A 20,316-nucleotide genomic window follows, 5' to 3' on the forward strand; every position below is an offset into this window, starting at 1 on the left:
GCCCGGTGGGAATGAGAACATCCCCGGGTGACGGATACCCAGGCGCATGACGAGTCCCACGGCAACGGCCTCGGCGCGCGGCTGAACTGGTTGCGCGCCGCGGTCCTCGGCGCCAACGACGGCGTGGTCTCCACGGCGGGCATCGTCGTCGGCGTCGCCGGAGCCACCGGCGACCGCGGTGCCCTCCTGACGGCGGGCCTCGCCGGACTGCTGGCCGGATCCATGTCGATGGCGGCCGGCGAATACGTGTCGGTGTCCACCCAGCGCGACTCGGAGCAGGCCGCGCTCGCGACGGAGAAGCGGGAGCTGCAGGAGACCCCGGAGGCGGAACTCGCCGAGCTGTCCGGTCTGTTGGAGGGCAAGGGGCTGAGCCGGGAAGTCGCCCGCGAGGCCGCCGTCCAGCTCACCGAACGCGATGCGCTGCGCGCCCACGCGGAGGTGGAGCTGGGGATCGACCCGGACGACCTGACGAACCCCTGGCACGCCGCCGGCGCGAGCTTCCTGGCCTTCACGGCGGGAGCGCTGCTGCCGCTGCTGGCGATCGTGCTGCCACCGGCGTGGCTGCGGCTGGTCGTCACCGTGCTGGCGGTACTGGCGGCGCTGGCGCTCACCGGTTGGTGGAGCGCGCGGCTGGGCGACGCGGCGGTGGGACGCGCGGTGCTGCGGAACATGGGTGGGGGAGCGGTGGCCATGGGGGTCACCTATGCGGCGGGGGCGTTGCTGGGAGCGGTCGGGGTCTGATCCGGCCCGCGTTGGCAGAAGTCACCAAAGGTTGCTGACATCGCGTCTCGCATACTTGTTGGTAACAACGTCTAGTCCTCGGCCGACCCACCGCTCTACGGTGCTCGCATGGAGCCGAACCTGCCCGATGTCGTGCTGTGGTCCATACCGGCCTTCGTCCTGCTCACCGTTGTCGAAATGGTCAGCGCCCGCATCCACCCCGATGAGGACGCCGCGGGGTACGAGACCAAGGACGCCGTCACCAGCGTCACCATGGGACTCGGCAGTCTCGTGTTCGATCTGCTGTGGAAAGTGCCCATCGTGGCCATCTACACCGCGGTCTACGAGCTGACCCCGCTCCGCGTTCCCGTCCTGTGGTGGACGATCCTGCTGATGCTGCTCGCGCAGGACTTCTTCTACTACTGGTCCCACCGCGGCCACCACGTCATCCGGATCCTCTGGGCCTGCCATGTGGTCCACCACTCCAGCCGGAAGTTCAACCTCACCACCGCGCTGCGCCAGCCCTGGACCTCGCTGACCGTCTGGCCGTTCTACGTGCCGCTCATCGCCTGCGGTGTGCATCCGGCGGCGCTGGCGTTCTGCTCGTCGGCCAATCTCGTCTACCAGTTCTGGGTGCACACCGAGCGGATCGACAAGCTGCCCAGGCCCTTCGAGTACGTACTGAACACGCCCTCCCACCACCGCGTGCACCACGCCTCCCAGGGCGGCTATCTCGACCGGAACTTCGGCGGCATCCTGATCCTGTGGGACCGGCTCTTCGGCTCCTTCGCCGCAGAGACGGAGCGGCCCGTCTACGGGCTCACGAAGAACATCGCCACCTACAACCCGCTGCGCGTCGCGACGCACGAATACGCCGCGATCGCCCGGGACGTGCGGGCGGCGGACAGCTGGGGTGAGCGGGCCGGCCGGATCTTCCGCGGACCGGGCTGGCAGCCGGCGTCGACGGCCGACTCGACCACCGCCTCCACCGCCGTTCCCGTCCCGGAGAGCACCGGATGAGCGCCGGAGCCGTCACGGACGCCCGGGCACGGTTCGTACGCCCCCTGCTCATCGCGTTTCTCGTGGCCTCCGCCGTCGACCTCGCGGGCGTCCTCGCCGATGTGCGTCTCGCCCACCTCGTCGCCAAGCCGCTGCTGATGCCGCTGCTCGCCGGGTACGCCGCCGCCCGCCGCGGTCCCCGGCTGCTCGTCGCCGCGCTGCTCTTCGGCTGGGGCGGCGACACGTTCCTGCTGCCCGACGCCGATGCCGCTTTCCTCATCGGCATGGGTTCCTTCGCCGCGGGCCACGTCTGTTATCTGTGGCTCTTCGGGCGGGCCCGCAGCTCCGTACTGCTCGGCGCGGGGTACGCCGCGGTCCTCGTCGGCTTCGTCGCCCTCATCTGGGGCGGGCTCCCCGCTGACCTGCGGATCCCGATGGCCGGCTACAGCCTGCTGCTCGCCGCGATGGCCTACCGGGCCGGCACCCGCGGCCGGTACGCCGCACTCGGCGGGGCACTCTTCCTGCTGTCCGACGCGCTCATCGCCACCGGCATCGCCGACTGGCCACAGCTGCCCGCGCCGGACTTCTGGGTCATGCTCACGTACATCGTGGCGCAGCTCCTGCTGACCGTCGGGGTGCTCACACCGGGCCCGGAAGGAACCGCTGCCGCCACCGGGGCGTACGGTGAGCGGAGTATCAGCATCTGAGATCAGCAAGGACCCCCACGCATGCGCGCCACTGTCATCCACGCCCCCCGCGACATCCGTGTCCAGGAGGTGCCGGACCCGACGATCCAGCAGCCCACCGATGTGGTGCTGCGGGTCCTGCGGGCCTGCATCTGCGGCAGCGACCTGTGGGCGTACCGTGGCGAGGCCGCCCGCCTGCCCGGCCAGCGCATCGGCCACGAGTTCATCGGGATCGTCGAGGAGGCGGGACCGGAGGTCAGCGGCTTCGCGCGCGGTGACCTCGTCGTGGCCCCCTTCGTCTGGTCCGACGGCACCTGCGAGTACTGCGCCGAGGGCCTGACGACGTCCTGCCCGCAGGGCGGTTTCTGGGGCTCGGTCGGCTCCGACGGCGGGCAGGGCGAGGCCGTGCGTGTCCCCTTCGCCGACGGCACGCTGGTCAAGCTCCCGGCCGCCGCCGCGTCCGACGACCGCCTGCTCACGGCGCTCCTGGCGCTGTCCGACGTGCTCGGCACGGGGCACCACGCCGCCATCGGCGCGGGCGTGAAGCCCGGCAGCACGGTCGCGGTCGTCGGTGACGGGGCGGTCGGCCTCTGCGGCGTCATGGCCGCGAAGCGACTCGGCGCCGAGCGGATCATCGCGCTCGGCCGCCACCAGGTGCGCACGGACATCGCCCGCACCTTCGGCGCCACGGACGTCGTCGCCGAGCGCGGCGAAGCAGCCGTCGCGGCCGTACGGGAACTGACCGGCGGCGCGGGCGCCCACGCCGTGATCGAGGCAGTCGGCACCGAGCAGTCGATGCGCACGGCGGTCGGGATCACCCGCGACGGCGGCTCGATCGGCTACGTCGGCGTGCCGCACGGCAGCGGCACCGGCCTCGACCTCGGCGTCATGTTCGACCGGAACATAGCCCTGCGCGGCGGCGTCGCCCCCGTGCGCACGTACATTCCGGAACTGCTCCCCGACGTCCTGGCCGGCACGATCGACCCGTCGCCCGTCTTCGACCTCACCATCGGCCTCGACGAGGTTCCCGTCGGCTACAAGGCCATGGACGAGCGCACGGCGCTGAAGGTCCTCATCAAGCCGTAGTGGTAAGCCACTTCGGCGCATCCGCGCCCAACCGGCCCGGCGGACGTGACCAGTCCGTCGGGCCGCCCGCGAAGGACACCGGCGGCAGGGCATGACGCAGCCGGCCCGACGCGCTGTCCGTGGAGCCGAGATACTTCTCGGGGTCGTACGTCTCCGAGAGGTCGTACGCCGCCGACGGGCCGTACGAGTCCGGCGTGCGGGTGAGCCCGCCGCAGAGCCAGTGCGCCGTCTGCCCCAGCGCCAGCCGCAGCAGCCGCGAACCGCCCTCGTCGTGCTGCTCGGTCAGCGCCCGCAGCACTCCCGCCGCCAGCAGATAGCCGGTGCCGTGGTCGAGGGCCTGTGCGGGCAGTGCGCCCGGCGTCCCGGCGTCCCCCTCCACGGCGGCGATCCCGGTGGCCACCTGCACCAGACTGTCGAAGCCGCGCCGTTCGTGCCACGGCCCGTACCGCCCCCACGCGGACACCTGAGCAAGGACCAGACCGGGACGGCGTACGGCGAGCGTCTCCGGCGTCAGGCCGTACGTCTCCAGCGCGCCCGGCCGGTATCCGGTGACCAGCACATCGGCGGCGGCGAGCAGTTCGTCGAACGTCGCCCGGTCCGCGCGGTCGCCCAGATCCAGGGAGACCGACCGTTTGCCGAACCCCGTGTCGTTGTGGGCGTCCTGGCTCTCCGGCAGCTGCGGCGCATCGATCCGCAGGACGTCCGCGCCCAGCAGCGCCAGCGTGCGGGTGGCCACCGGGCCGGCCAGGACACGGGTCAGATCGAGAACCCGGACTCCGGCGGCGGGCAGCAGCGGCGAGCCCGACACGGCGGGAAGGCGGCGTGCACCCACCTGCCCCGGCCCCTCGGTCCGGTCGAGCGTCAGCAGCGGGCGTGTGGCGACGGCGGAGCCCTGCTCGTGCGCCGCCCACTCCTCGGGGGTACGCAGTGCGACGGCCAGACCGCCCGCGGCGTACACCGTCTCCTCGATCTCCACCGCCCGCCGCTCGGCGAGCACCGCGGCCACCGCGTCCACTCCGGCATCGGCGGGCAGGCCGAGAGCGGCGAGCAACCGGGTCCGGTGGTGCGGGTAGTTGGCGTGGGTGCGGACCCAGCCGTCGGCCGTCCGCCAGAACCGGGACAGCGGGGCGAAATTGGTCGGCGCGCGCCCGTCGACCCGCAGATGGCGCTCGCTGAGGAACGCGGTGGCCACCGCACCGTCGTCGACCCGGACCCGCCCGACCGGCCCGCCGGTGCTGCCCGCACGGCGCGCGGCCAGCTCGGCGGCGGCCAGCGCGCAGACCGCGACGGTGGAACGGGCCAGCTCCATGACGGGCAGCCGCGCGGGCAGCAGCCCGGCCGGTCCGCCGCCGTCGATACGGTCCAGAAGTGCCGGATCGCCGCCGAGGGCGGTCCATGCCTGCTCCGTCCCGGAGCTCCGCGTGTCGATCACATCTGCCATGACCGCACTATGGCACCCAGTGCCACCGCAGTGCGAGGGAAGGGCCGAGGACAGTTGTCCCCGGCCCTTCCCCCGACAGGGGCGGTGACTACCTGCGGACCGCGTCCAGCGCGTCCACCACACCGGCACCGTAGAAGCCGTTGTGGTTCCTGGGGCCCTCGCAGACGGCGTCGATCTTGCCGTCACCGTTGATGTCGTACGGGTCACCGCACGCGGTGGCGTCCGCCTCGTGCACCAGCAGCGCCTTCACCGCGGCCGCCGAGGCGTGCGGGTGCGACGACTTGATCAGGGCCACCACACCGGCGACATGCGGGGAGGCCATCGACGTACCGGCCTTGTAGCCGTACTTGCCGCCCGGCAGCGTCGACAGGATCAGACCGCTCGTGGCCGGCGGTGCGGGCGTCTGGTAGATCGTGGAGTCGCCGCCCGGGGCGGCCACATCGATGATCCCGTCACCGTAGTTGGAGTACGAGGCCTTCAGGCCCTTGGCGCCGGTCGCGGAGACCGTGACGACACCCGGCAGCATCGTCGGGATGTCGAGGCACTCCCGCGGGTCGATCGTCCGCGTCACCGGCGTGGTGTCGTTCGGGCTGGTCGAGTCCTCGAGCGTGTCGGCGGCGAGGTCCTCGCTGCTGTTGCCGGCCGCGGCGACGTTGACCGTGCCCTTGCGCTCCGCGTACCGGCTGGCGCGGGTGACCGCCTCCACCAGGGCGCCCTGGTCGGGGTCGTTCTTGCAGTTGTACAGCCAAGGGTCGGTGTAATAGCTGTTGTTCGTGACATCGACGCCGTGCTCGGCGGCCCAGACGAAGCCGCAGACCACGGCCTCGGTGTAGAAGAAACCGCTCGAGGTCGCCACCTTGATGCCCGCCACCTTGACGCCCGGCGCGACACCGGTCACGCCGATGCCGTTCTTCGCGGCGGCGATGGTGCCCGCGACATGCGTGCCGTGGTCGCTCTCACCGGTCTGCGGACGCCAGGCGCCGTCCGTCGTGTCCGGCGCGCCGCTCACGCAGTTCGCCGACGCCCCGCGGTCGAAGTTCGGAGCGAGGTCCGGGTGCGTGTCGTCGACACCCGTGTCGATGACCGCGACCGTGACCTTCTTGCTCCCCAGCGACACCCGGTGCGCCTGGTCCGCCTTGATGGCGGGCAGATCCCACTGGAGCGGCTCCATCGGATCCTGGTCCGCCGTCGCCTTCGCGGCCGCGGCCCGTGCCTGCTCGGCGGAGAGCGACTGCTCGACCCCGATGTCCTTGGTGGCCTGCGGAACGATGGGGTTGGTGCGGGTCGCCCCCGCCGAGTCGACCCCCCTGACCCGGCGGATCGACTGCGCGAACTCCGGGTTCTGCGAGTGGACGACGATGACACCGATCTGCTCGTAGGCCATCACCACCGTGCCACCGGCCCGGGCTATCGCCTTCTTCACCTGCTTGACGGTGCCGTGACCGCCACGGGTGTTGACGACGTACGACAGCTTCGGGCCGTCCGTCGAGACCGCCGCCGTGGGCAGTCCGTCCGACGGGGCGGCGGATGCGGCACTCGTCGGCAGGAAGCCGAGCGAGGCCGTGAGGGCCAGTCCGACAGGAAGCGTCAGTGCGCGCGTCCGTCTGGATCCCAGATGAGCCATGGGGTCTCCACATCATCCGTGCCGTGCGACCGGACACGGGGTGTGTTCGGCCGTGTACATGAAGAGCGAAGCTATCGCTGATCATCCCGGCTCATCAATGAGTTGACGGAACTGCGTTCGGAGGTCGATCCGATCGGATGAGTTCAAGAACAGGCAAACCACGGTGAACCACTTCGCCGTTCTCTCCGTGCCGTTGTCAGGGGAGGCGCACCACCGGCCCCCCGACATCGAGGTCCTCCTGTGAAATCCACCGTCCCCACCACCGCACCCGCATCGCGAGGAGATTCCGTGGCTACCGATGCATCGCCACCCAAGGCCAGCCCTGACACCGGCCCTGCCCAGCCCACGACCGAGGAGTTCGTCGAGGTCCAGGAGAGCGCGGAGTTCGCCGAACTGCGCCACGCGCACCGGTCGTTCGCCTTCCCCCTGACCATCGCCTTCGTCCTCTGGTACCTGCTCTACGTGCTCCTGTCGAACTACGCGGGCGGCTTCATGGGCACGAAGTTGTTCGGCAACGTCAACGTGGCGCTCGTCTTCGGTCTCGCCCAGTTCCTCACCACGTTCCTCATCGCCTGGTTCTACTCCCGCCACGCCGCCGCGAAGCTCGACCCGAAGGCCGCCGCGATCAAGTCCCGTATGGAGGCCGACGCATGAGCGCCGCCCACGCCGCGTACCCCACCGTCCAGCTCGCCGCCGAAGGCGCGAGCGAGCACCGGCCGCTGATCATCACGCTCTTCGCCTGCTTCGTCGTCGCCACCCTGTTCATCACCGTGTGGGCAGGCCGGCAGACCAAGGACGCCTCCGACTTCTACGCGGGCGGCCGCCAGTTCACCGGCTTCCAGAACGGCCTCGCGGTCTCCGGCGACTACATGTCCGCCGCGTCGTTCCTCGGCATCGCGGGAGCCATCGCGCTCTTCGGCTACGACGGCTTCCTGTACTCCATCGGCTTCCTCGTCGCCTGGCTCGTCGCCCTGCTGCTGGTTGCGGAACCGCTGCGGAACTCCGGTCGCTACACGATGGGCGACGTCCTCGCGTACCGCATGCGCCAGCGCCCCGTCCGTACCGCGGCGGGTGCCTCCACCATCGTCGTCTCGATCTTCTACCTGCTCGCGCAGATGGCGGGCGCCGGTGTGCTCGTCTCGCTGCTGCTCGGCATCACCAGCGACGGCGGCAAGATCGCCATCGTCGGCCTGGTCGGTCTGCTGATGATCGTGTACGTCACCATCGGCGGCATGAAGGGCACCACCTGGGTGCAGATGGTCAAGGCCGTCCTGCTCATCGCGGGCACCGTGCTCATCACCTTCCTGATCCTGCTGAAGTTCCACTTCAACATCTCCGACCTGCTCGGCACCGCGGCGGACAACAGCGGCAAGGGCAAGGCCTTCCTGGAGCCCGGACTCAAGTACGGAGCCACCAGCACCTCGAAGCTGGACTTCATCTCGCTCGGAATCGCCCTGGTCCTCGGCACCGCCGGGCTCCCGCACATCCTGATCCGCTTCTACACCGTGCCGACCGCCAAGGCCGCCCGTAAGTCTGTGAACTGGGCGATCGGCATCATCGGCGCCTTCTACCTGATGACGATCGTGCTCGGCTTCGGCGCCGCGGCCATCCTCAAGCCCGGCGACATCATCGCCTCGAACAAGGCGGGCAACACGGCGGCCCCACTGGCCGCCCTGGAGATCGGCGGCGGTTCCGGCTCCACCGGCGGCGCCATCCTGCTCGCCGTCATCTCCGCGGTCGCCTTCGCCACCATCCTCGCCGTCGTCGCCGGCCTGACCCTGGCGTCCTCGTCGTCGTTCGCGCACGACATCTACGCCAACGTCATCCGCAAGGGCGGGGCCACGGAGAAGGAAGAGATCCGCGCGGCCAAGTGGGCGACCGTCGCCATCGGCATCGTCTCCATCGGTCTCGGCGCCCTCGCCCGCGATCTGAACGTGGCCGGACTGGTCGCCCTCGCCTTCGCGGTCGCCGCCTCGGCGAACCTGCCGACCATCCTGTACAGCCTGTTCTGGAAGCGGTTCACCACCCAGGGCGCCCTCTGGTCGATCTACGGCGGCCTGGCCTCGTCCGTCCTGCTGGTGCTGTTCTCCCCGGTCGTCTCCTCCAAGCCCACGTCGATGTTCCCCGACGTCGACTTCGCCTGGTTCCCGCTGGAGAACCCGGGCCTGATCTCCATTCCGCTGGGCTTCCTGCTCGGCTGGCTCGGCTCCCTGCTCTCGAAGGAGGAGGCGGACAAGGGCAAGTACGCCGAGCTGGAGGTCAAGTCCCTCACCGGCGTCGGCGCCCACTGACGAGAAGGAATCGACCGAGGAGTTCGCGTCACGCACCGTGCGGTTCCGGCGGCCGCGTCGTAGAGTCCTACGACGCGGCCGTACCGCCCCTCGTGTCAAACGGGCCACCTCTCTGTCACAGGTGTCGCGTAGTCTCGGGAGAGTCAGATTCGAAACCTGGGATGGACCGGGGGAGGGGGCGCACCATGCTCATCGACACCTACGATCGGGTCGCCACCGACCTGCGCGTTTCACTGACCGACCGCTGCAATCTGCGGTGCACGTACTGCATGCCCGAAGAAGGCCTGCAGTGGCTGGCCAAGCCGGACCTGCTCAGCGACGACGAGATCGTCCGGCTCGTCCGTGTCGCCGTGACCCAGCTCGGAATCGACGAAGTCCGCTTCACCGGCGGTGAACCCCTGCTGCGCCCGGGTCTCGTCTCCATCGTCGAACAGTGCGCGGCACTGACTCCCCGGCCGAAGATGTCCCTCACCACCAACGGCATCGGGCTGAAGCGCACGGCGGCCGCCCTCAAGGCCGCCGGCCTCGACCGGGTCAACGTCTCGCTGGACACCCTGCGGCCCGACGTCTTCAAGACCCTCACCCGCCGTGACCGCCACCGCGACGTGCTGGCGGGCCTCGAAGCCGCTCGCGACGCCGGCCTCACCCCGGTCAAGGTCAACACGGTCCTGATGCCCGGGCTCAACGGTGACGAAGCTCCCGACCTGCTCGCCTGGGCCGTGGAGCACGGTTACGAGCTCCGCTTCATCGAGCAGATGCCGCTCGACGCCCAGCACGGCTGGAAGCGCGACGGCATGATCACGGCAGGCGACATACTCACCTCCCTGCGCACGCGCTTCACACTCACCGCCGAGGGCGACGGTGAGCGGGGCTCAGCCCCCGCCGAGCGCTGGCTCGTCGACGGCGGCCCCCACCGGGTCGGAGTCATCGCCTCCGTCACCCGCCCGTTCTGCCGGGCCTGCGACCGCACCCGGCTCACTGCCGACGGCCAGGTGCGGACCTGCCTGTTCGCCCGCGAGGAGACCGATCTGCGCGGCGCGCTGCGCTCCGGGGCCCCGGACGAGGAGATCGCTCGCATCTGGCGGCTCGCCATGTGGGGAAAGAAGGCCGGATCAGGTCTGGACGACCCGTCCTTCCTGCAGCCCGACCGCCCGATGTCGGCGATCGGCGGCTGAGGGCTGTCCCGTAGTACCTGATGGATCGGCGCGCGGCGTGGGATGCGGTGCATCGCAAGGCGGAGGGGCGTCAGTCCCCGGCGGCCGAGGACTCCCACTCCGCCAGCGTCACGACATCCTTCAGAAAACCGCGCACCCCCAGGAACGAGGAGAGATGTTCCCGGTGCTCGTCGCAGGCCAGCCAGGTCTTACGGCGCTCAGGGGTGTGCAGCTTCGGGTTGTTCCAGGCCAGCACCCATACGGCGGCCGCACGGCAGCCCTTGGCGGAACAGATCGGTGCGGCGGTAGCAGCGCTGTCGGCATTTTCGGGGGAGTGCGGGAAGTTCACGGACTCAACCCTAGGCCAGTCGTGAGGTCGGCCTGCCGAGGCATCCCCTGCCGGAGAAAAGCGACGCCGAGCAGCCACGGGGGGAGCTGCCCGGCGTCGGTCTGTCGCTCCGACGGGGGATGCGGAGCGCGTAGGAAGTATGTCACGCGGACGGGGGTGCGGTGCACCTGAACTTCATGATTGATCTGAGCTTTTCTTGAGGAATCGGCGTGCCGTGAGCTCAGCTGTGCTCATGCGGATCCGGGGCGCTACGGACCCGGTCGGAGTCCGCCGGGCCGGCCGGCGGGGCGGCCTCGAGCGCCGGCCTGACAGGTGGCGGCACGAAGGTCGACGGCAGCGAAGGAGTGTTCTCCCGGCCCGCGTTGGCGATGACCACGGCGACGTACGGGAGCAGCGCGCCCAGCGCGAGCGCCACGATGGCCACAGGCTTCTCGATGTTCCACAGCACGGCGGCCAGGACCACCGAAACCGTCCGTACGGACATCGAGATCACATAGCGTCGCTGCCTGCCGCGGACATCGTCCGCGAGGCTCTGCCGGGCTCCCGTGATCCGGAAGACCTCCGCACCACTCTGCTTCCGCATCACGTTCCCGTCACCCTTCCCCTGGCTCTTCACGAGCCGTTCCACGGTACGCCCGGCATCCGGAGGCATCGAGACCGGGGCACGCAGTATTCGTGCACATCAGTACACCCGCGGCACGTATGGACCTGTCCGACATGCGGCGCACGGCTGATGCGCCAAGACTTGCGCACATGCGCGACACCGCGCCGCACCAGGAGGCGACATGGGTTGGCTGTGGGCAATCATCGTGGGTCTGGTCCTCGGCCTGATCGCGAAGGCGATCCTGCCGGGCAAGCAGCAGATCCCACTCTGGCTGACGACCATCTTCGGGATCATCGGGAGCGTCCTCGGCAATGCCGTCGCGACGTGGATCGGCGTCAACGACACCAGGGGCATCGACTGGACGCGCCATCTGCTCCAGCTGATCGGCGCCGTGGTCGTCGTCGGCGTCGGCGACATGCTCTGGACGTCGATGCGCGGCACCAGAAAACAGAAGGCCTGAGCGCCGACGCGGCGACGGCCGGGCACGCATCTCGCGTGCCCGGCCGCCGTGTGCTGTCCGCCGCCGGTCAGCCGGCCGTGACCTCGATGGCCGCGAGGTTCTTCTTGCCCCGGCGCAGCACCAGCCAGCGCCCGTGCAGCAGCTCCTCGCGGGCCGGAGCGGCCTCGCCGTCCACGACCTTGACGTTGTTCACGTAGGCGCCGCCCTCCTTGACCGTACGGCGGGCCCCCGACTTGCTCGGCGCCAGACCGACCTCCACCAGGAGGTCCACCAGCGGGCCCAGCTCGGTGACCTCGGCGTGCGGCACCTCGGAGAGCGCCGCGCTCAGCGTGGCCTCGTCCAGGTCGCCCAGCTCACCCTGGCCGAACAGCGCCTTCGAGGCCGCGATGACCGACGCGCACTGCTCGGCGCCGTGCACCAGAGTCGTCAGCTCCTCCGCCAGCGCCCGCTGCGCCGTCCGGGCCTGCGGACGCTCCTCGGTGAGCTTCTCCAGTTCTTCCAGCTCGGCGCGGCTCCTGAAGCTGAGGATGCGCATGTACGGGGAGATGTCCCGGTCGTCCACGTTCAGCCAGAACTGGTAGAACGCGTACGGCGTCGTCATCTCCGGGTCGAGCCAGACGGCCCCGCTCTCGGACTTGCCGAACTTGGTGCCGTCCGCCTTCACCATGAGCGGCGTGGCCAGTGCGTGCACCTCGGCACCCGGCTCCAGGCGGTGGATCAGGTCGATGCCCGCGGTGAGGTTGCCCCACTGGTCGCTGCCGCCCTGCTGGAGGGTGCAGCCGTAGCGCCGGTACAGCTCCAGGAAGTCCATGCCCTGCAGCAGCTGGTAGCTGAACTCCGTGTAGCTGATGCCCTCCTGGGACTCCAGCCGGCGGGCGACCGAGTCCTTGGTCAGCATCTTGTTGACCCGGAAGTGCTTGCCGATGTCCCGCAGGAACTCGATCGCGGACATGCCCGCGGTCCAGTCAAGGTTGTTCACCATGACCGCGGCGTTCGCGCCTTCGAAGGAGAGGAACGGCTCGATCTGGGAACGCAGCCGCGTCACCCAGTTCGCGACCGTCTCCGGGTCGTTCAGCGTCCGCTCGGCCGTCGGCCGCGGGTCACCGATCTGGCCGGTGGCCCCGCCGACCAGGGCGAGCGGCCGGTGCCCGGCCTGCTGCAGCCGGCGCACGGTGAGCACCTGCACCAGGTGACCCACGTGCAGACTCGCCGCGGTCGGGTCGAACCCGCAATAGAACGTGACGGGACCGTCCGCGAGAGCCTTGCGCAATGCGTCCTCGTCAGTGGACTGGGCGAACAGCCCGCGCCACTTCAGCTCGTCGACGATCTCCGTCACTGTTCTGTGTCTCCCTGTTACGTGTGCTGATCTGCCACGGTCAGTCTAGGGTCACACCCCGAGACTGACCGAACTCATATTGAAGTCCGGGATCCGCAGCGCCGGCATCGCGGCCCGGGTGAACCAGTCGCCCCACTCGCGCGGCAGCGTCTTCTCGGTACGGCCCGCCTCGACGGCCCGCGACAGAAGATCGACCGGCGACTCGTTGAACCGGAAGTTGTTCACCTCGCCGACCACCTCGCCGTCCTCCACCAGATACACCCCGTCCCGGGTGAGTCCGGTCAGCAGCAGCGTCGCCGGATCGACCTCCCGGATGTACCAGAGGCAGGTCAGCAGCAGGGCCCGGCCGGTCGTCGCCGCCACCATCTCGTCCAGCGACCGCTCACCACCACCGTCGAGCACCAGGTTGTCGATGGCCGGAGCCACCGGCAGCCCGGTCAGTCCGGCCGTGTGCCGGGTGGTCGTCAGACGGTCCAGCCGGCCGTCCCGGATCCAGTCGGTCGACGACAGCGGCAGCCCGTTGTCGAAGACGGAGGCGCCGTCGCCGGAGGAGTGGGCGATCACGAACGGCGCGGATTCGAGCCCCGGCGCGTTCGGGTCGCTGCGCAGGGTCAGCGGCAGCTCGGACAGGGTCTCGCCGAGCCGGGTGCCACCCCCCGGCTTGGAGAAGACCGTCCGGCCCTCGGCGGCGTCCCGGGCCGTCGACGACCACAGCTGGTAGATCAGCAGATCGGCCACGGCGGTGGGCGGCAGCAGCGTCTCGTACCGCCCGGCGGGCAATTCGATCCGGCGCTCCGCCCAGCCCAGCCGCTGTGCCAGCTCCGCGTCCAGCTCGGCCGGGTCGACATCCTTGAAGTCCCTGGTGGCCCGGCCCGCCCAGGCGGAACGCGACCGGTCGGGGGACTTGGCGTTCAGCTCCAGCGTCCCGTTCGGCTGGTCGTGGCGCAGCCGCAGCCCCGTCGACGTGCCCAGATACGTCGACGTCAGCTGATGGTGCGCGAAGCCGTACAGCTCGCGGCCGCCGGCCCGGGCGCGGGCGAAGGCGTCACCGAGCGCCGGGGCGAACTCCGCGAACACCTCGGAACTCGTCTCGGCCGGGGCATCCGTGAAATCGGGGGACGAGGGCACGCCGGTGACCAGCGGCTGCGCGTCCTCGGCGGGCCCGGCCCCGCGCGCGGCGGCCTCCGCGGCCCGCACCAGCGGCTCCAGGTCGTCGGCGGTGACCGCGGAACGGGACACCACACCGGATGCCGCGCCCTCGGCGCCGTCCACCGTCGCGATGACCGTCAGGGTCCGCCCCCGGGTCACCCCGTTCGTGGTGAGCGCGTTGCCCGCCCAGCGCAGATTGGCGGAGGAGTCCTCGTCGGCGATGACCACACAGCCGTCGGCGGTGGACAGCTCGAGCGCGCGCTCGACGATCTCGTACGGCTTGCTGACGCGGCTCATCGGCCCGCCTCCTGCGTCGTGTTGAGGATGTTCACGCCTCGGAAGAGGGCGGAGGGGCAGCCGTGCGAGACGGCCGCGACCTGGCCCGGCTGGGCCTTGCCGCAGTTGAAGGCGCCGCCCAGGACGTACGTCTGCGGGCCGCCGACCTTCTCCATCGAGCCCCAGAAGTCCGTCGTAGTCGCCTGGTAGGCGACGTCGCGCAGCTGACCGGCCAGCTTGCCGTTCTCGATGCGGAAGAAGCGCTGCCCGGTGAACTGGAAGTTGTAGCGCTGCATGTCGATCGACCAGGACCGGTCGCCGACGACATAGATGCCGCGCTCCACCCCGCCGATCAGATCCTCCGTGGACAGCCCGCCCGGATCCGGCTGCAGCGACACGTTCGCCATCCGCTGCACGGGGACGTGGCCCGGCGAGTCGGCGTACGCACACCCGTTGGACCGGCCGAGGCCCGTCAGCTTCGCGATCCTCCGGTCGAGCTGGTAGCCGACCAGCGTCCCGTCCTTGATCAGGTCCCAGGACTGGCCCTCGACACCCTCGTCGTCGTAACCGATGGTCGCGAGGCCGTGCTCGGCGGTGCGGTCGCCCGTCACATTCATCACGGGCGAGCCGTACGCCAGCTTGCCCAGCTGGTCGAAGGTGGCGAACGAGGTCCCGGCGTACGCCGCCTCGTACCCCAGCGCCCGGTCGAGTTCGGTGGCGTGGCCGATCGACTCGTGGATCGTCAGCCAGAGATTCGACGGGTCGACGACCAGGTCGTACGTCCCCGCCTCGACGCTCGGTGCCCGCATCTTCTCGGCGAGCAGCCCCGGGATCCGCTCCAGCTCCGAGTCCCAGTCCCAGCCGGTGCCCGTGAGGTACTCCCAGCCGCGGCCCACCGGCGGCGCGATGGTCCGCATCGAGTCGAACTCACCGGTCGTCCCGTCCACGGCGACGGCGGTGAACTGCGGATGCAGCCGCACCCGCTGCTGGGTGGTGACGGTGCCCGCCGTGTCCGCGTAGAACTTGTTCTCATGGACGGTCATGAGCGAGGCGTCCACATGCGCGACACCCTCCGCGCCGAGGAGCCGGCTGCTCCACTCGGCGAGCAGCCCCGCCTTCTCCTCGTCCGGTACGGAGAACGGGTCGACGTCGTACGCCGACACCCAGGTCCGCTCGCCGTGCACCGGCTCGTCCGCCAGCTCCACCCGCTCGTCGGACCCGGCCGCCGCGATCACCTTGGCCGACAGCTTCGCCATGGCGACCGCCTGGGACGCGACCTTCGCCGCCGCGTCCATGGTCAGATCCACGCCGGACGCGAACCCCCACGCCCCGCCGTGCACCACACGCACCGCGTACCCGAGATCGGTGGTGTCCGAAGTCCCGGCGGGCCGGGCGTCCCGCAGCCGCCAGGACGCGCTGCGCACCCGCTCGAAGCGGAAGTCCGCGTGGACGGCGCCCAGCGCCCGGGCCCGGGCCAGCGCCGCGTCGGCGAGGGCCCGTAGTGGCAGGGCCAGGAATGACTGATCTACCTCATGGGGCACGTCGGCTTTCCCCTTCTCGACCTGTGCGATGTGTCTCCGCAGTGAATCATGCGGTGCGAGCCCGTCAGGGGCCTCTGGTTTTCCCGCAATTTTCCGGAGCGGATCCGGCGGTGCGGGGCAAGGCACTGTAGGAACCCCACAGTGCCTTGCGGAAGCCACTGTCAGGGGCCGATTCCCCGTGGAGCACCTGGTACCGATAGGTTTTCGAGGTACCAGACCGCTATCGAAAGGGTGATCCGTTGAGCCGCTCGGTTCTCGTCACCGGAGGAAACCGGGGCATCGGCCTCGCCATCGCCCGCGCTTTCGCCGACAACGGCGACAAGGTCGCGATCACGTACCGCTCGGGCGAGCCGCCCCAGGCCCTCACCGAGGCCGGCGTTCTGGCCGTCCGGTGCGACATCACCGACGGCGAGCAGGTGGAGCAGGCCTACAAGGAGATCGAGGAGAAGCACGGTCCGGTCGAGGTGCTGGTCGCCAACGCCGGTATCACCAAGGACCAGTTGCTGATGCGGATGTCCGAGGAGGACTTCACGTCCGTACTCGACACCAACCTCACCGGCACCTTCCGGGTCGTCAAGCGCGCCAACCGCGCCATGCTGCGCGCCAAGAAGGGCCGCGTCGTCCTCATCTCCTCCGTCGTCGGTCTCCTCGGCTCGGCGGGGCAGGCCAACTACGCCGCCTCCAAGGCCGGTCTGGTCGGCTTCGCCCGGTCGCTGGCGCGCGAGCTCGGCTCGCGGAACATCACTTTCAACGTCGTCGCGCCCGGTTTTGTCGACACCGACATGACCCAGGTCCTCACCGAGGAGCAGCGCAAGGGCATCGTCGCCCAGGTGCCGCTGGCCCGTTACGCGCGGCCCGAGGAGATCGCCGCCGCGGTGCGCTTCCTCGCCTCCGACGACGCGTCGTACATCACTGGAGCCGTCATCCCCGTTGACGGCGGATTGGGCATGGGTCACTGACCACCATGATCGGAATTCTCGACGGCAAGCGCATCCTCATCACCGGTGTGCTGATGGAGTCGTCCATCGCCTTCCACACCGCCAAGGTGGCCCAGGAGCAGGGTGCCGAAGTCATCCTGACCGCCTTCCCCCGGCCCACGCTGACCGAGCGCATCGCCAAGAAGCTGCCCAAGCCCGCCAAGGTCATCGAGCTGGACGTGACCAACACCGAGCACCTGGACCGGCTCGAAGGCCTGGTCCGTGAGGAGCTCGGTTCGCTCGACGGTGTCGTCCACTCCATCGGCTTCGCGCCGCAGGACGCGCTCGGCGGCAACTTCCTCAACACCCCGTTCGAGTCCGTCGCCACCGCGATGCACGTCTCGGCGTTCTCGCTGAAGTCGCTCGCCATGGCCTGCAAGCCGCTGATGAGCGAGGGTGGCTCGATCGTCGGCCTCACCTTCGACGCACAGTTCGCCTGGCCGCAGTACGACTGGATGGGCCCGGCCAAGGCCGCTCTGGAGGCCACCTCCCGTTACCTCGCCCGCGACCTGGGCAAGGAGGACATCCGCTGCAACCTGATCTCGGCGGGTCCGATCGGTTCGATGGCCGCGAAGTCCATCCCGGGCTTCTCGGAGCTCGCGGACGTCTGGAACACCCGCTCCCCGCTCGCCTGGAACATGGCCGACCCGGAGCCGGCCGGCCGCGGCGTCGTCGCGCTGCTCTCGGACTTCTTCCCGAAGACCACGGGCGAGATCATCCACGTCGACGGTGGCGTGCACATGATGGGTGCCTGACCTCGTAGAACCCTGTACGAAACGGCCGCGTACCACCTCCGAGCAGGTGGTGCGCGGCCGTCGTACGTCCCCGCCCGGCCGTTCGCCGCTCAGGTCGAAAAGATGGTCGATGCACCGCAGAATGTGGTGGAACCGGACTTTTGGTCAGGCTGCGGGGAGGAGGTCGCCGTGCGCGCCATACGTCGCCGAACCTGGGCCCTGCTGGCGGCCTCGGTCGCCGTCGCCGCACTTGTCGTCCCCCTGGGCATATCCGGCCTTGGGTGGCCCGGGGCGTCGGCGCCGACCGCCCCCGTCCCGGACCCGCACGGTGCCGACTGCCGTACGTCGGTCCAGGGCTCCTGGGTGGTCGCGTACTGCCACAACCCGTACCCCACCAACGACCGGGTGCAGATGCACACCGAATGCGACCGCTGGTGGGACATCGACGCGGACGGGATCCCCGTCGACGTCGCCCCCGGACAGACGGTACGGCTCGACGACCGCTGCTGGAAGGAGGTCGCCTCCGTCTGGATCACCCACCAACGGGTCTGAGGGCTGTCCCGTAATCCCTGGCGGGCGCACGACGACGGCTGAGGCACCTCGCCCCGTTGTCGGAACACCCGGATACGCCCGGTGCGAGGATGCCCCTCCGCCTTTCGATGCACCGCATCCGACGCCGCGCCGATCCACCAGGGATGACGGGACAGCCGCGGACGAAGGCACCCCGCCGGCTCCTGCGGAACATTCGGATCAGACCCGGTCCACCAGGCAGCTGAGCGCATGACTCGCGGCTTCGGCGGCCGCCGTCTCCGCGTCACCGGCCCGGATCGCCTCGACCAGCCGTGCATGGTCCATATGGTTCTCCGGCCGCAGCTCGTGCCCGACATCGACCCGCAGATAGTCGCGCAGCAGATCCCCCAGGTCGGCGTAGAGGCCCGTCAGCACGTCATTGTGCGAGGCGGCGACCACGGCCAGGTGCAGCGTCGCGTCCGCGGCCACGAACGCCTCGGCGTCGCCCGCGGCCCAGGTCTCCTCGCGACGCGCCATGAGCGCGTCCAGCTGCTTCAGGTCCCGCTCGGTGCGCCGGGCGGCCGCCAGCCGGGCCGCCGACGACTCCAGCGTCGACCGCAGCTCGGCGACATGACGCGGGTCGGCGGACGCGAACCGGCGGTGCATCACGCCGGCCAGCTCACTCGTGGCGACGACATACGTCCCCGACCCCTGCCGGATGTCCAGCAGCCCGTTGTGCGCGAGCGCGCGCACCGCCTCGCGGACGGTGTTGCGGGCCACCCCCAGCTGCTCCACCAGTTCGGGTTCGGTCGGAATCCGCGAACCGACGGGCCACTCGCCCGAGGTGATCTGATTCCTCAGCTGGGCGATCACCTGGTCGGCGAGTGCCGACCGCCGCGGGGAGGTCAAAGCCATGATGCTCCTTGCTCGGATCCTCGGGGCTTCCGGATTCTCCGGTTCCCGGGTTTCTCGGAGGTTTCCGAAGGCTCTCGGACGAGTGGACAATCAATCATCCCATGATTCTATGATGGACCTCATGCCCGAAGACGAGACCCAGCCCCAGACCCGGACCGCGAGCCGGCCTCAGAGCCCGCACACCGCCACGGCGACCGCCTCCGCCACGGACTCCCCGGCGCCGCGGACCGCGCGGACCGCCTCCGGCTCGGCCGGGCCCGCCCCCTGGGTGCTGCGTCTGGTCGCCGTCGGTCTCGTACTCACCGCGCTCAACCTCCGTCCCGCCATCACCAGCCTCGGCGCGCTTCTCGAAGAGGTACGGGACGGGCTCCACATGAGCGGCAGCCTCGCCGGTGTCCTCACCTCCGTGCCGCCGCTGTGCTTCGCGGTCTTCGGCATCATGGCGCCGCGCCTCGCCCGCCGCTTCGGGCCCGCCGCGGTCGTCTGCGCCGGCATGGTCGCCATCGCGGCCGGGCTGGTGATCCGGCCGTTCGTCGGCTCCACGGCCGGGTTCCTCGCCGCCAGCGCGCTCGCCCTGATGGGCATAGCCGTCAGCAACATCCTGATGCCGGTGATCGTCAAGCGCTGGTTCCCGGACCGGGTCGGCTCCATGACCGGCCTCTACTCGATGGCGCTGGCCCTCGGCACCGCGCTCGCCGCAGCCGTCACCGTGCCCATGACCGACGCGCTCGGTGGCAGTTGGAAGGCCGGTCTCGGAATCTGGGCCGTGCTCGCCGCCGCCGCGGTCCTGCCCTGGGTCCCGCTGATGCGGGACGGTCGCGGCGCCGCCGGACAGGCCACCGCCCTGCAGCACGGTGATGCCCCGACGCTCCGGATCACCCGCAGCCGCACGGCCTGGGGCCTCGCCTGCTTCTTCGGCCTGCAGGCCACCGCCGCGTACATCGCCATGGGGTGGATGCCGCAGATCTTCCGCGACGCCGGGGTCTCGGCGGGCACGGCGGGCGTCCTGCTCGCCGTGACGATGGCCATGGGTGTGCCACTCGCCTTCGTCATCCCGCGGGTCGCCGCCCGGATGAAGAACCAGGGCCCGATCGTCGTCTTCCTCTGCGTCTGCGGCCTCGTCGGATACGCGGGCCTCTACTTCGCACCGGCCGGCGGCGCCTGGGCATGGGCGCTGCTCCTCGGCATCGCCAACTGCGCCTTCCCGCTCGCCCTCACCATGATCGGGATGCGGTCCCGCAGCGGCGCCGGAGTGGTCCGGCTGTCCGCGTTCGCCCAGTCCACCGGCTATCTGATCTCGATCCCCGGTCCGCTGCTCGTCGGCGTGCTCTACCAGCACAGCGGCGGCTGGGGACTGCCGATCGCGCTGATGGCGGGCCTGATGGTGCCGCAGATGGTGGCGGGGATCCTGGCCGGGCGGGACCGGACGATCGAGGACGAATGCTGAGATGCGAGACTGGCCCC

General features: G+C 70.3%; 20 protein-coding genes. 12 read left to right on the forward strand and 8 right to left on the reverse strand.

Annotated features, from left to right (window positions below):
- The first annotated feature begins 27 nt into the window (after positions 1 to 27).
- The 4 genes from OG963_RS33595 (at position 28) to OG963_RS33610 (ending at position 3,491) form a co-directional block, all read left to right on the forward strand.
- Positions 28 to 741, forward strand: a complete 714-nt coding sequence (locus OG963_RS33595; protein WP_093771969.1) for a VIT family protein — start codon at positions 28 to 30, stop codon at positions 739 to 741.
- Positions 742 to 849: 108 nt separating this feature from the next.
- Entirely contained in the window at positions 850 to 1,740 is an 891-nt protein-coding gene (locus OG963_RS33600) for a sterol desaturase family protein (protein WP_093771971.1), read from the forward strand.
- Entirely contained in the window at positions 1,737 to 2,426 is a 690-nt protein-coding gene (locus OG963_RS33605) for a lysoplasmalogenase (RefSeq protein ID WP_093771973.1), read from the forward strand. Before OG963_RS33600 ends, OG963_RS33605 begins: the two co-directional genes overlap by 4 nt.
- A 21-nt stretch (positions 2,427 to 2,447) precedes the next feature.
- Positions 2,448 to 3,491 carry a zinc-dependent alcohol dehydrogenase family protein gene (locus tag OG963_RS33610; RefSeq protein ID WP_093771975.1) on the forward strand — a complete coding sequence of 348 codons (1,044 nt, stop codon included), beginning with the start codon at positions 2,448 to 2,450 and terminating at the stop codon, positions 3,489 to 3,491.
- Here OG963_RS33610 and OG963_RS33615 read toward each other — a convergent pair.
- Positions 3,481 to 4,932, reverse strand: a complete 1,452-nt coding sequence (locus tag OG963_RS33615) for a CoA transferase (RefSeq protein ID WP_093929694.1) — start codon at positions 4,930 to 4,932, stop codon at positions 3,481 to 3,483. The two genes, OG963_RS33610 and OG963_RS33615, sit on opposite strands and share 11 nt — an antisense overlap.
- A gap of 88 nt (positions 4,933 to 5,020) precedes the next feature.
- On the reverse strand, positions 5,021 to 6,556 hold the full coding sequence (locus OG963_RS33620) for a S8 family serine peptidase (protein ID WP_093929695.1): 1,536 nt from the start codon (positions 6,554 to 6,556) through the stop codon (positions 5,021 to 5,023).
- 288 nt (positions 6,557 to 6,844) lie between these two features.
- On the opposite strand from OG963_RS33620, the gene OG963_RS33625 reads away from it, so the two are divergent.
- The 3 genes from OG963_RS33625 to moaA all read left to right on the forward strand — a co-directional run bounded on the left by OG963_RS33625 (position 6,845) and on the right by moaA (position 10,022).
- Entirely contained in the window at positions 6,845 to 7,210 is a 366-nt protein-coding gene (locus OG963_RS33625) for a DUF485 domain-containing protein (protein WP_327423797.1), read from the forward strand.
- Positions 7,207 to 8,847 (forward strand): cation acetate symporter, encoded by a 1,641-nt coding sequence (locus OG963_RS33630; protein WP_093771983.1) that lies wholly within the window; start codon positions 7,207 to 7,209, stop codon positions 8,845 to 8,847. Before OG963_RS33625 ends, OG963_RS33630 begins: the two co-directional genes overlap by 4 nt.
- A gap of 185 nt (positions 8,848 to 9,032) precedes the next feature.
- The gene (gene moaA, locus OG963_RS33635) at positions 9,033 to 10,022 is read left to right on the forward strand and encodes a GTP 3',8-cyclase MoaA (protein WP_030920141.1); all 990 of its coding nucleotides are present in this window, start codon (positions 9,033 to 9,035) and stop codon (positions 10,020 to 10,022) included.
- Between the two features lie 70 nt (positions 10,023 to 10,092).
- Here the strand turns inward: moaA and OG963_RS33640 are convergent, their stop codons facing one another.
- Positions 10,093 to 10,350 carry a hypothetical protein gene (locus tag OG963_RS33640; RefSeq protein ID WP_093771985.1) on the reverse strand — a complete coding sequence of 86 codons (258 nt, stop codon included), beginning with the start codon at positions 10,348 to 10,350 and terminating at the stop codon, positions 10,093 to 10,095.
- Between the two features lie 220 nt (positions 10,351 to 10,570).
- Positions 10,571 to 10,933 carry a DUF3099 domain-containing protein gene (locus OG963_RS33645; protein WP_093772282.1) on the reverse strand — a complete coding sequence of 121 codons (363 nt, stop codon included), beginning with the start codon at positions 10,931 to 10,933 and terminating at the stop codon, positions 10,571 to 10,573.
- A 202-nt stretch (positions 10,934 to 11,135) separates the two neighbouring features.
- Here OG963_RS33645 and OG963_RS33650 point away from each other — a divergent pair, with 202 nt between their 5' ends.
- On the forward strand, positions 11,136 to 11,414 hold the full coding sequence (locus tag OG963_RS33650; protein WP_030920150.1) for a GlsB/YeaQ/YmgE family stress response membrane protein: 279 nt from the start codon (positions 11,136 to 11,138) through the stop codon (positions 11,412 to 11,414).
- 67 nt (positions 11,415 to 11,481) lie between these two features.
- Here the strand turns inward: OG963_RS33650 and tyrS are convergent, their stop codons facing one another.
- The 3 genes from tyrS to OG963_RS33665 are packed head-to-tail and all read right to left on the reverse strand — an operon-like array spanning position 11,482 to position 15,716.
- The gene (tyrS, locus tag OG963_RS33655) at positions 11,482 to 12,750 is read right to left on the reverse strand and encodes a tyrosine--tRNA ligase (protein ID WP_030920153.1); all 1,269 of its coding nucleotides are present in this window, start codon (positions 12,748 to 12,750) and stop codon (positions 11,482 to 11,484) included.
- 51 nt (positions 12,751 to 12,801) lie between these two features.
- The gene (locus OG963_RS33660; protein ID WP_093771987.1) at positions 12,802 to 14,196 is read right to left on the reverse strand and encodes a metallopeptidase TldD-related protein; all 1,395 of its coding nucleotides are present in this window, start codon (positions 14,194 to 14,196) and stop codon (positions 12,802 to 12,804) included.
- Positions 14,193 to 15,716, reverse strand: a complete 1,524-nt coding sequence (locus tag OG963_RS33665; RefSeq protein WP_030920157.1) for a TldD/PmbA family protein — start codon at positions 15,714 to 15,716, stop codon at positions 14,193 to 14,195. The genes OG963_RS33660 and OG963_RS33665 overlap by 4 nt, the downstream gene beginning before the upstream one ends.
- Positions 15,717 to 15,955: 239 nt before the next feature.
- Here OG963_RS33665 and fabG point away from each other — a divergent pair, with 239 nt between their 5' ends.
- The 3 genes from fabG to OG963_RS33680 all read left to right on the forward strand — a co-directional run bounded on the left by fabG (position 15,956) and on the right by OG963_RS33680 (position 17,979).
- Complete coding sequence (fabG, locus tag OG963_RS33670) at positions 15,956 to 16,675, forward strand: 3-oxoacyl-[acyl-carrier-protein] reductase (RefSeq protein ID WP_030974465.1); 720 nt, start codon at positions 15,956 to 15,958, stop codon at positions 16,673 to 16,675.
- 5 nt (positions 16,676 to 16,680) lie between these two features.
- On the forward strand, positions 16,681 to 17,448 hold the full coding sequence (gene fabI / locus OG963_RS33675; RefSeq protein WP_030920165.1) for an enoyl-ACP reductase FabI: 768 nt from the start codon (positions 16,681 to 16,683) through the stop codon (positions 17,446 to 17,448).
- Positions 17,449 to 17,616: 168 nt separating this feature from the next.
- The gene (locus tag OG963_RS33680; RefSeq protein ID WP_030920168.1) at positions 17,617 to 17,979 is read left to right on the forward strand and encodes a hypothetical protein; all 363 of its coding nucleotides are present in this window, start codon (positions 17,617 to 17,619) and stop codon (positions 17,977 to 17,979) included.
- 198 nt (positions 17,980 to 18,177) lie between these two features.
- On the opposite strand, the gene OG963_RS33685 is transcribed toward OG963_RS33680, so the two are convergent.
- Positions 18,178 to 18,852: a FadR/GntR family transcriptional regulator gene (locus tag OG963_RS33685; protein WP_030920171.1), complete on the reverse strand. Its 675-nt coding sequence runs from the start codon at positions 18,850 to 18,852 to the stop codon at positions 18,178 to 18,180.
- 121 nt (positions 18,853 to 18,973) lie between these two features.
- Between OG963_RS33685 and OG963_RS33690 the strand changes: the two genes are divergently transcribed.
- Positions 18,974 to 20,299 (forward strand): CynX/NimT family MFS transporter, encoded by a 1,326-nt coding sequence (locus OG963_RS33690; protein ID WP_371799773.1) that lies wholly within the window; start codon positions 18,974 to 18,976, stop codon positions 20,297 to 20,299.
- The last annotated feature ends 17 nt before the right edge of the window (positions 20,300 to 20,316 follow it).

The sequence above is a fragment of the Streptomyces sp. NBC_01707 genome, assembly GCF_041438805.1.
In the GTDB taxonomy this organism is placed as follows: domain Bacteria; phylum Actinomycetota; class Actinomycetes; order Streptomycetales; family Streptomycetaceae; genus Streptomyces.

Excerpts from the sequence above, each read along its gene's own strand:
- OG963_RS33600 (WP_093771971.1), top strand. The coding sequence starts at position 850 with ATGGAGCCGAACCTGCCCGATGTCGTGCTGTGGTCCATACCGGCCTTC.
- OG963_RS33620 (WP_093929695.1), bottom strand. The coding sequence starts at position 6,556 with ATGGCTCATCTGGGATCCAGACGGACGCGCGCACTGACGCTTCCTGTC.
- OG963_RS33615 (WP_093929694.1), bottom strand. The coding sequence starts at position 4,932 with ATGGCAGATGTGATCGACACGCGGAGCTCCGGGACGGAGCAGGCATGG.
- OG963_RS33610 (WP_093771975.1), top strand. The coding sequence starts at position 2,448 with ATGCGCGCCACTGTCATCCACGCCCCCCGCGACATCCGTGTCCAGGAG.
- OG963_RS33650 (WP_030920150.1), top strand. The coding sequence starts at position 11,136 with ATGGGTTGGCTGTGGGCAATCATCGTGGGTCTGGTCCTCGGCCTGATC.
- OG963_RS33630 (WP_093771983.1), top strand. The coding sequence starts at position 7,207 with ATGAGCGCCGCCCACGCCGCGTACCCCACCGTCCAGCTCGCCGCCGAA.
- moaA (WP_030920141.1), top strand. The coding sequence starts at position 9,033 with ATGCTCATCGACACCTACGATCGGGTCGCCACCGACCTGCGCGTTTCA.
- OG963_RS33645 (WP_093772282.1), bottom strand. The coding sequence starts at position 10,933 with ATGCGGAAGCAGAGTGGTGCGGAGGTCTTCCGGATCACGGGAGCCCGG.
- OG963_RS33690 (WP_371799773.1), top strand. The coding sequence starts at position 18,974 with ATGCCCGAAGACGAGACCCAGCCCCAGACCCGGACCGCGAGCCGGCCT.
- fabI (WP_030920165.1), top strand. The coding sequence starts at position 16,681 with ATGATCGGAATTCTCGACGGCAAGCGCATCCTCATCACCGGTGTGCTG.
- OG963_RS33605 (WP_093771973.1), top strand. The coding sequence starts at position 1,737 with ATGAGCGCCGGAGCCGTCACGGACGCCCGGGCACGGTTCGTACGCCCC.
- OG963_RS33660 (WP_093771987.1), bottom strand. The coding sequence starts at position 14,196 with ATGAGCCGCGTCAGCAAGCCGTACGAGATCGTCGAGCGCGCGCTCGAG.
- OG963_RS33685 (WP_030920171.1), bottom strand. The coding sequence starts at position 18,852 with ATGGCTTTGACCTCCCCGCGGCGGTCGGCACTCGCCGACCAGGTGATC.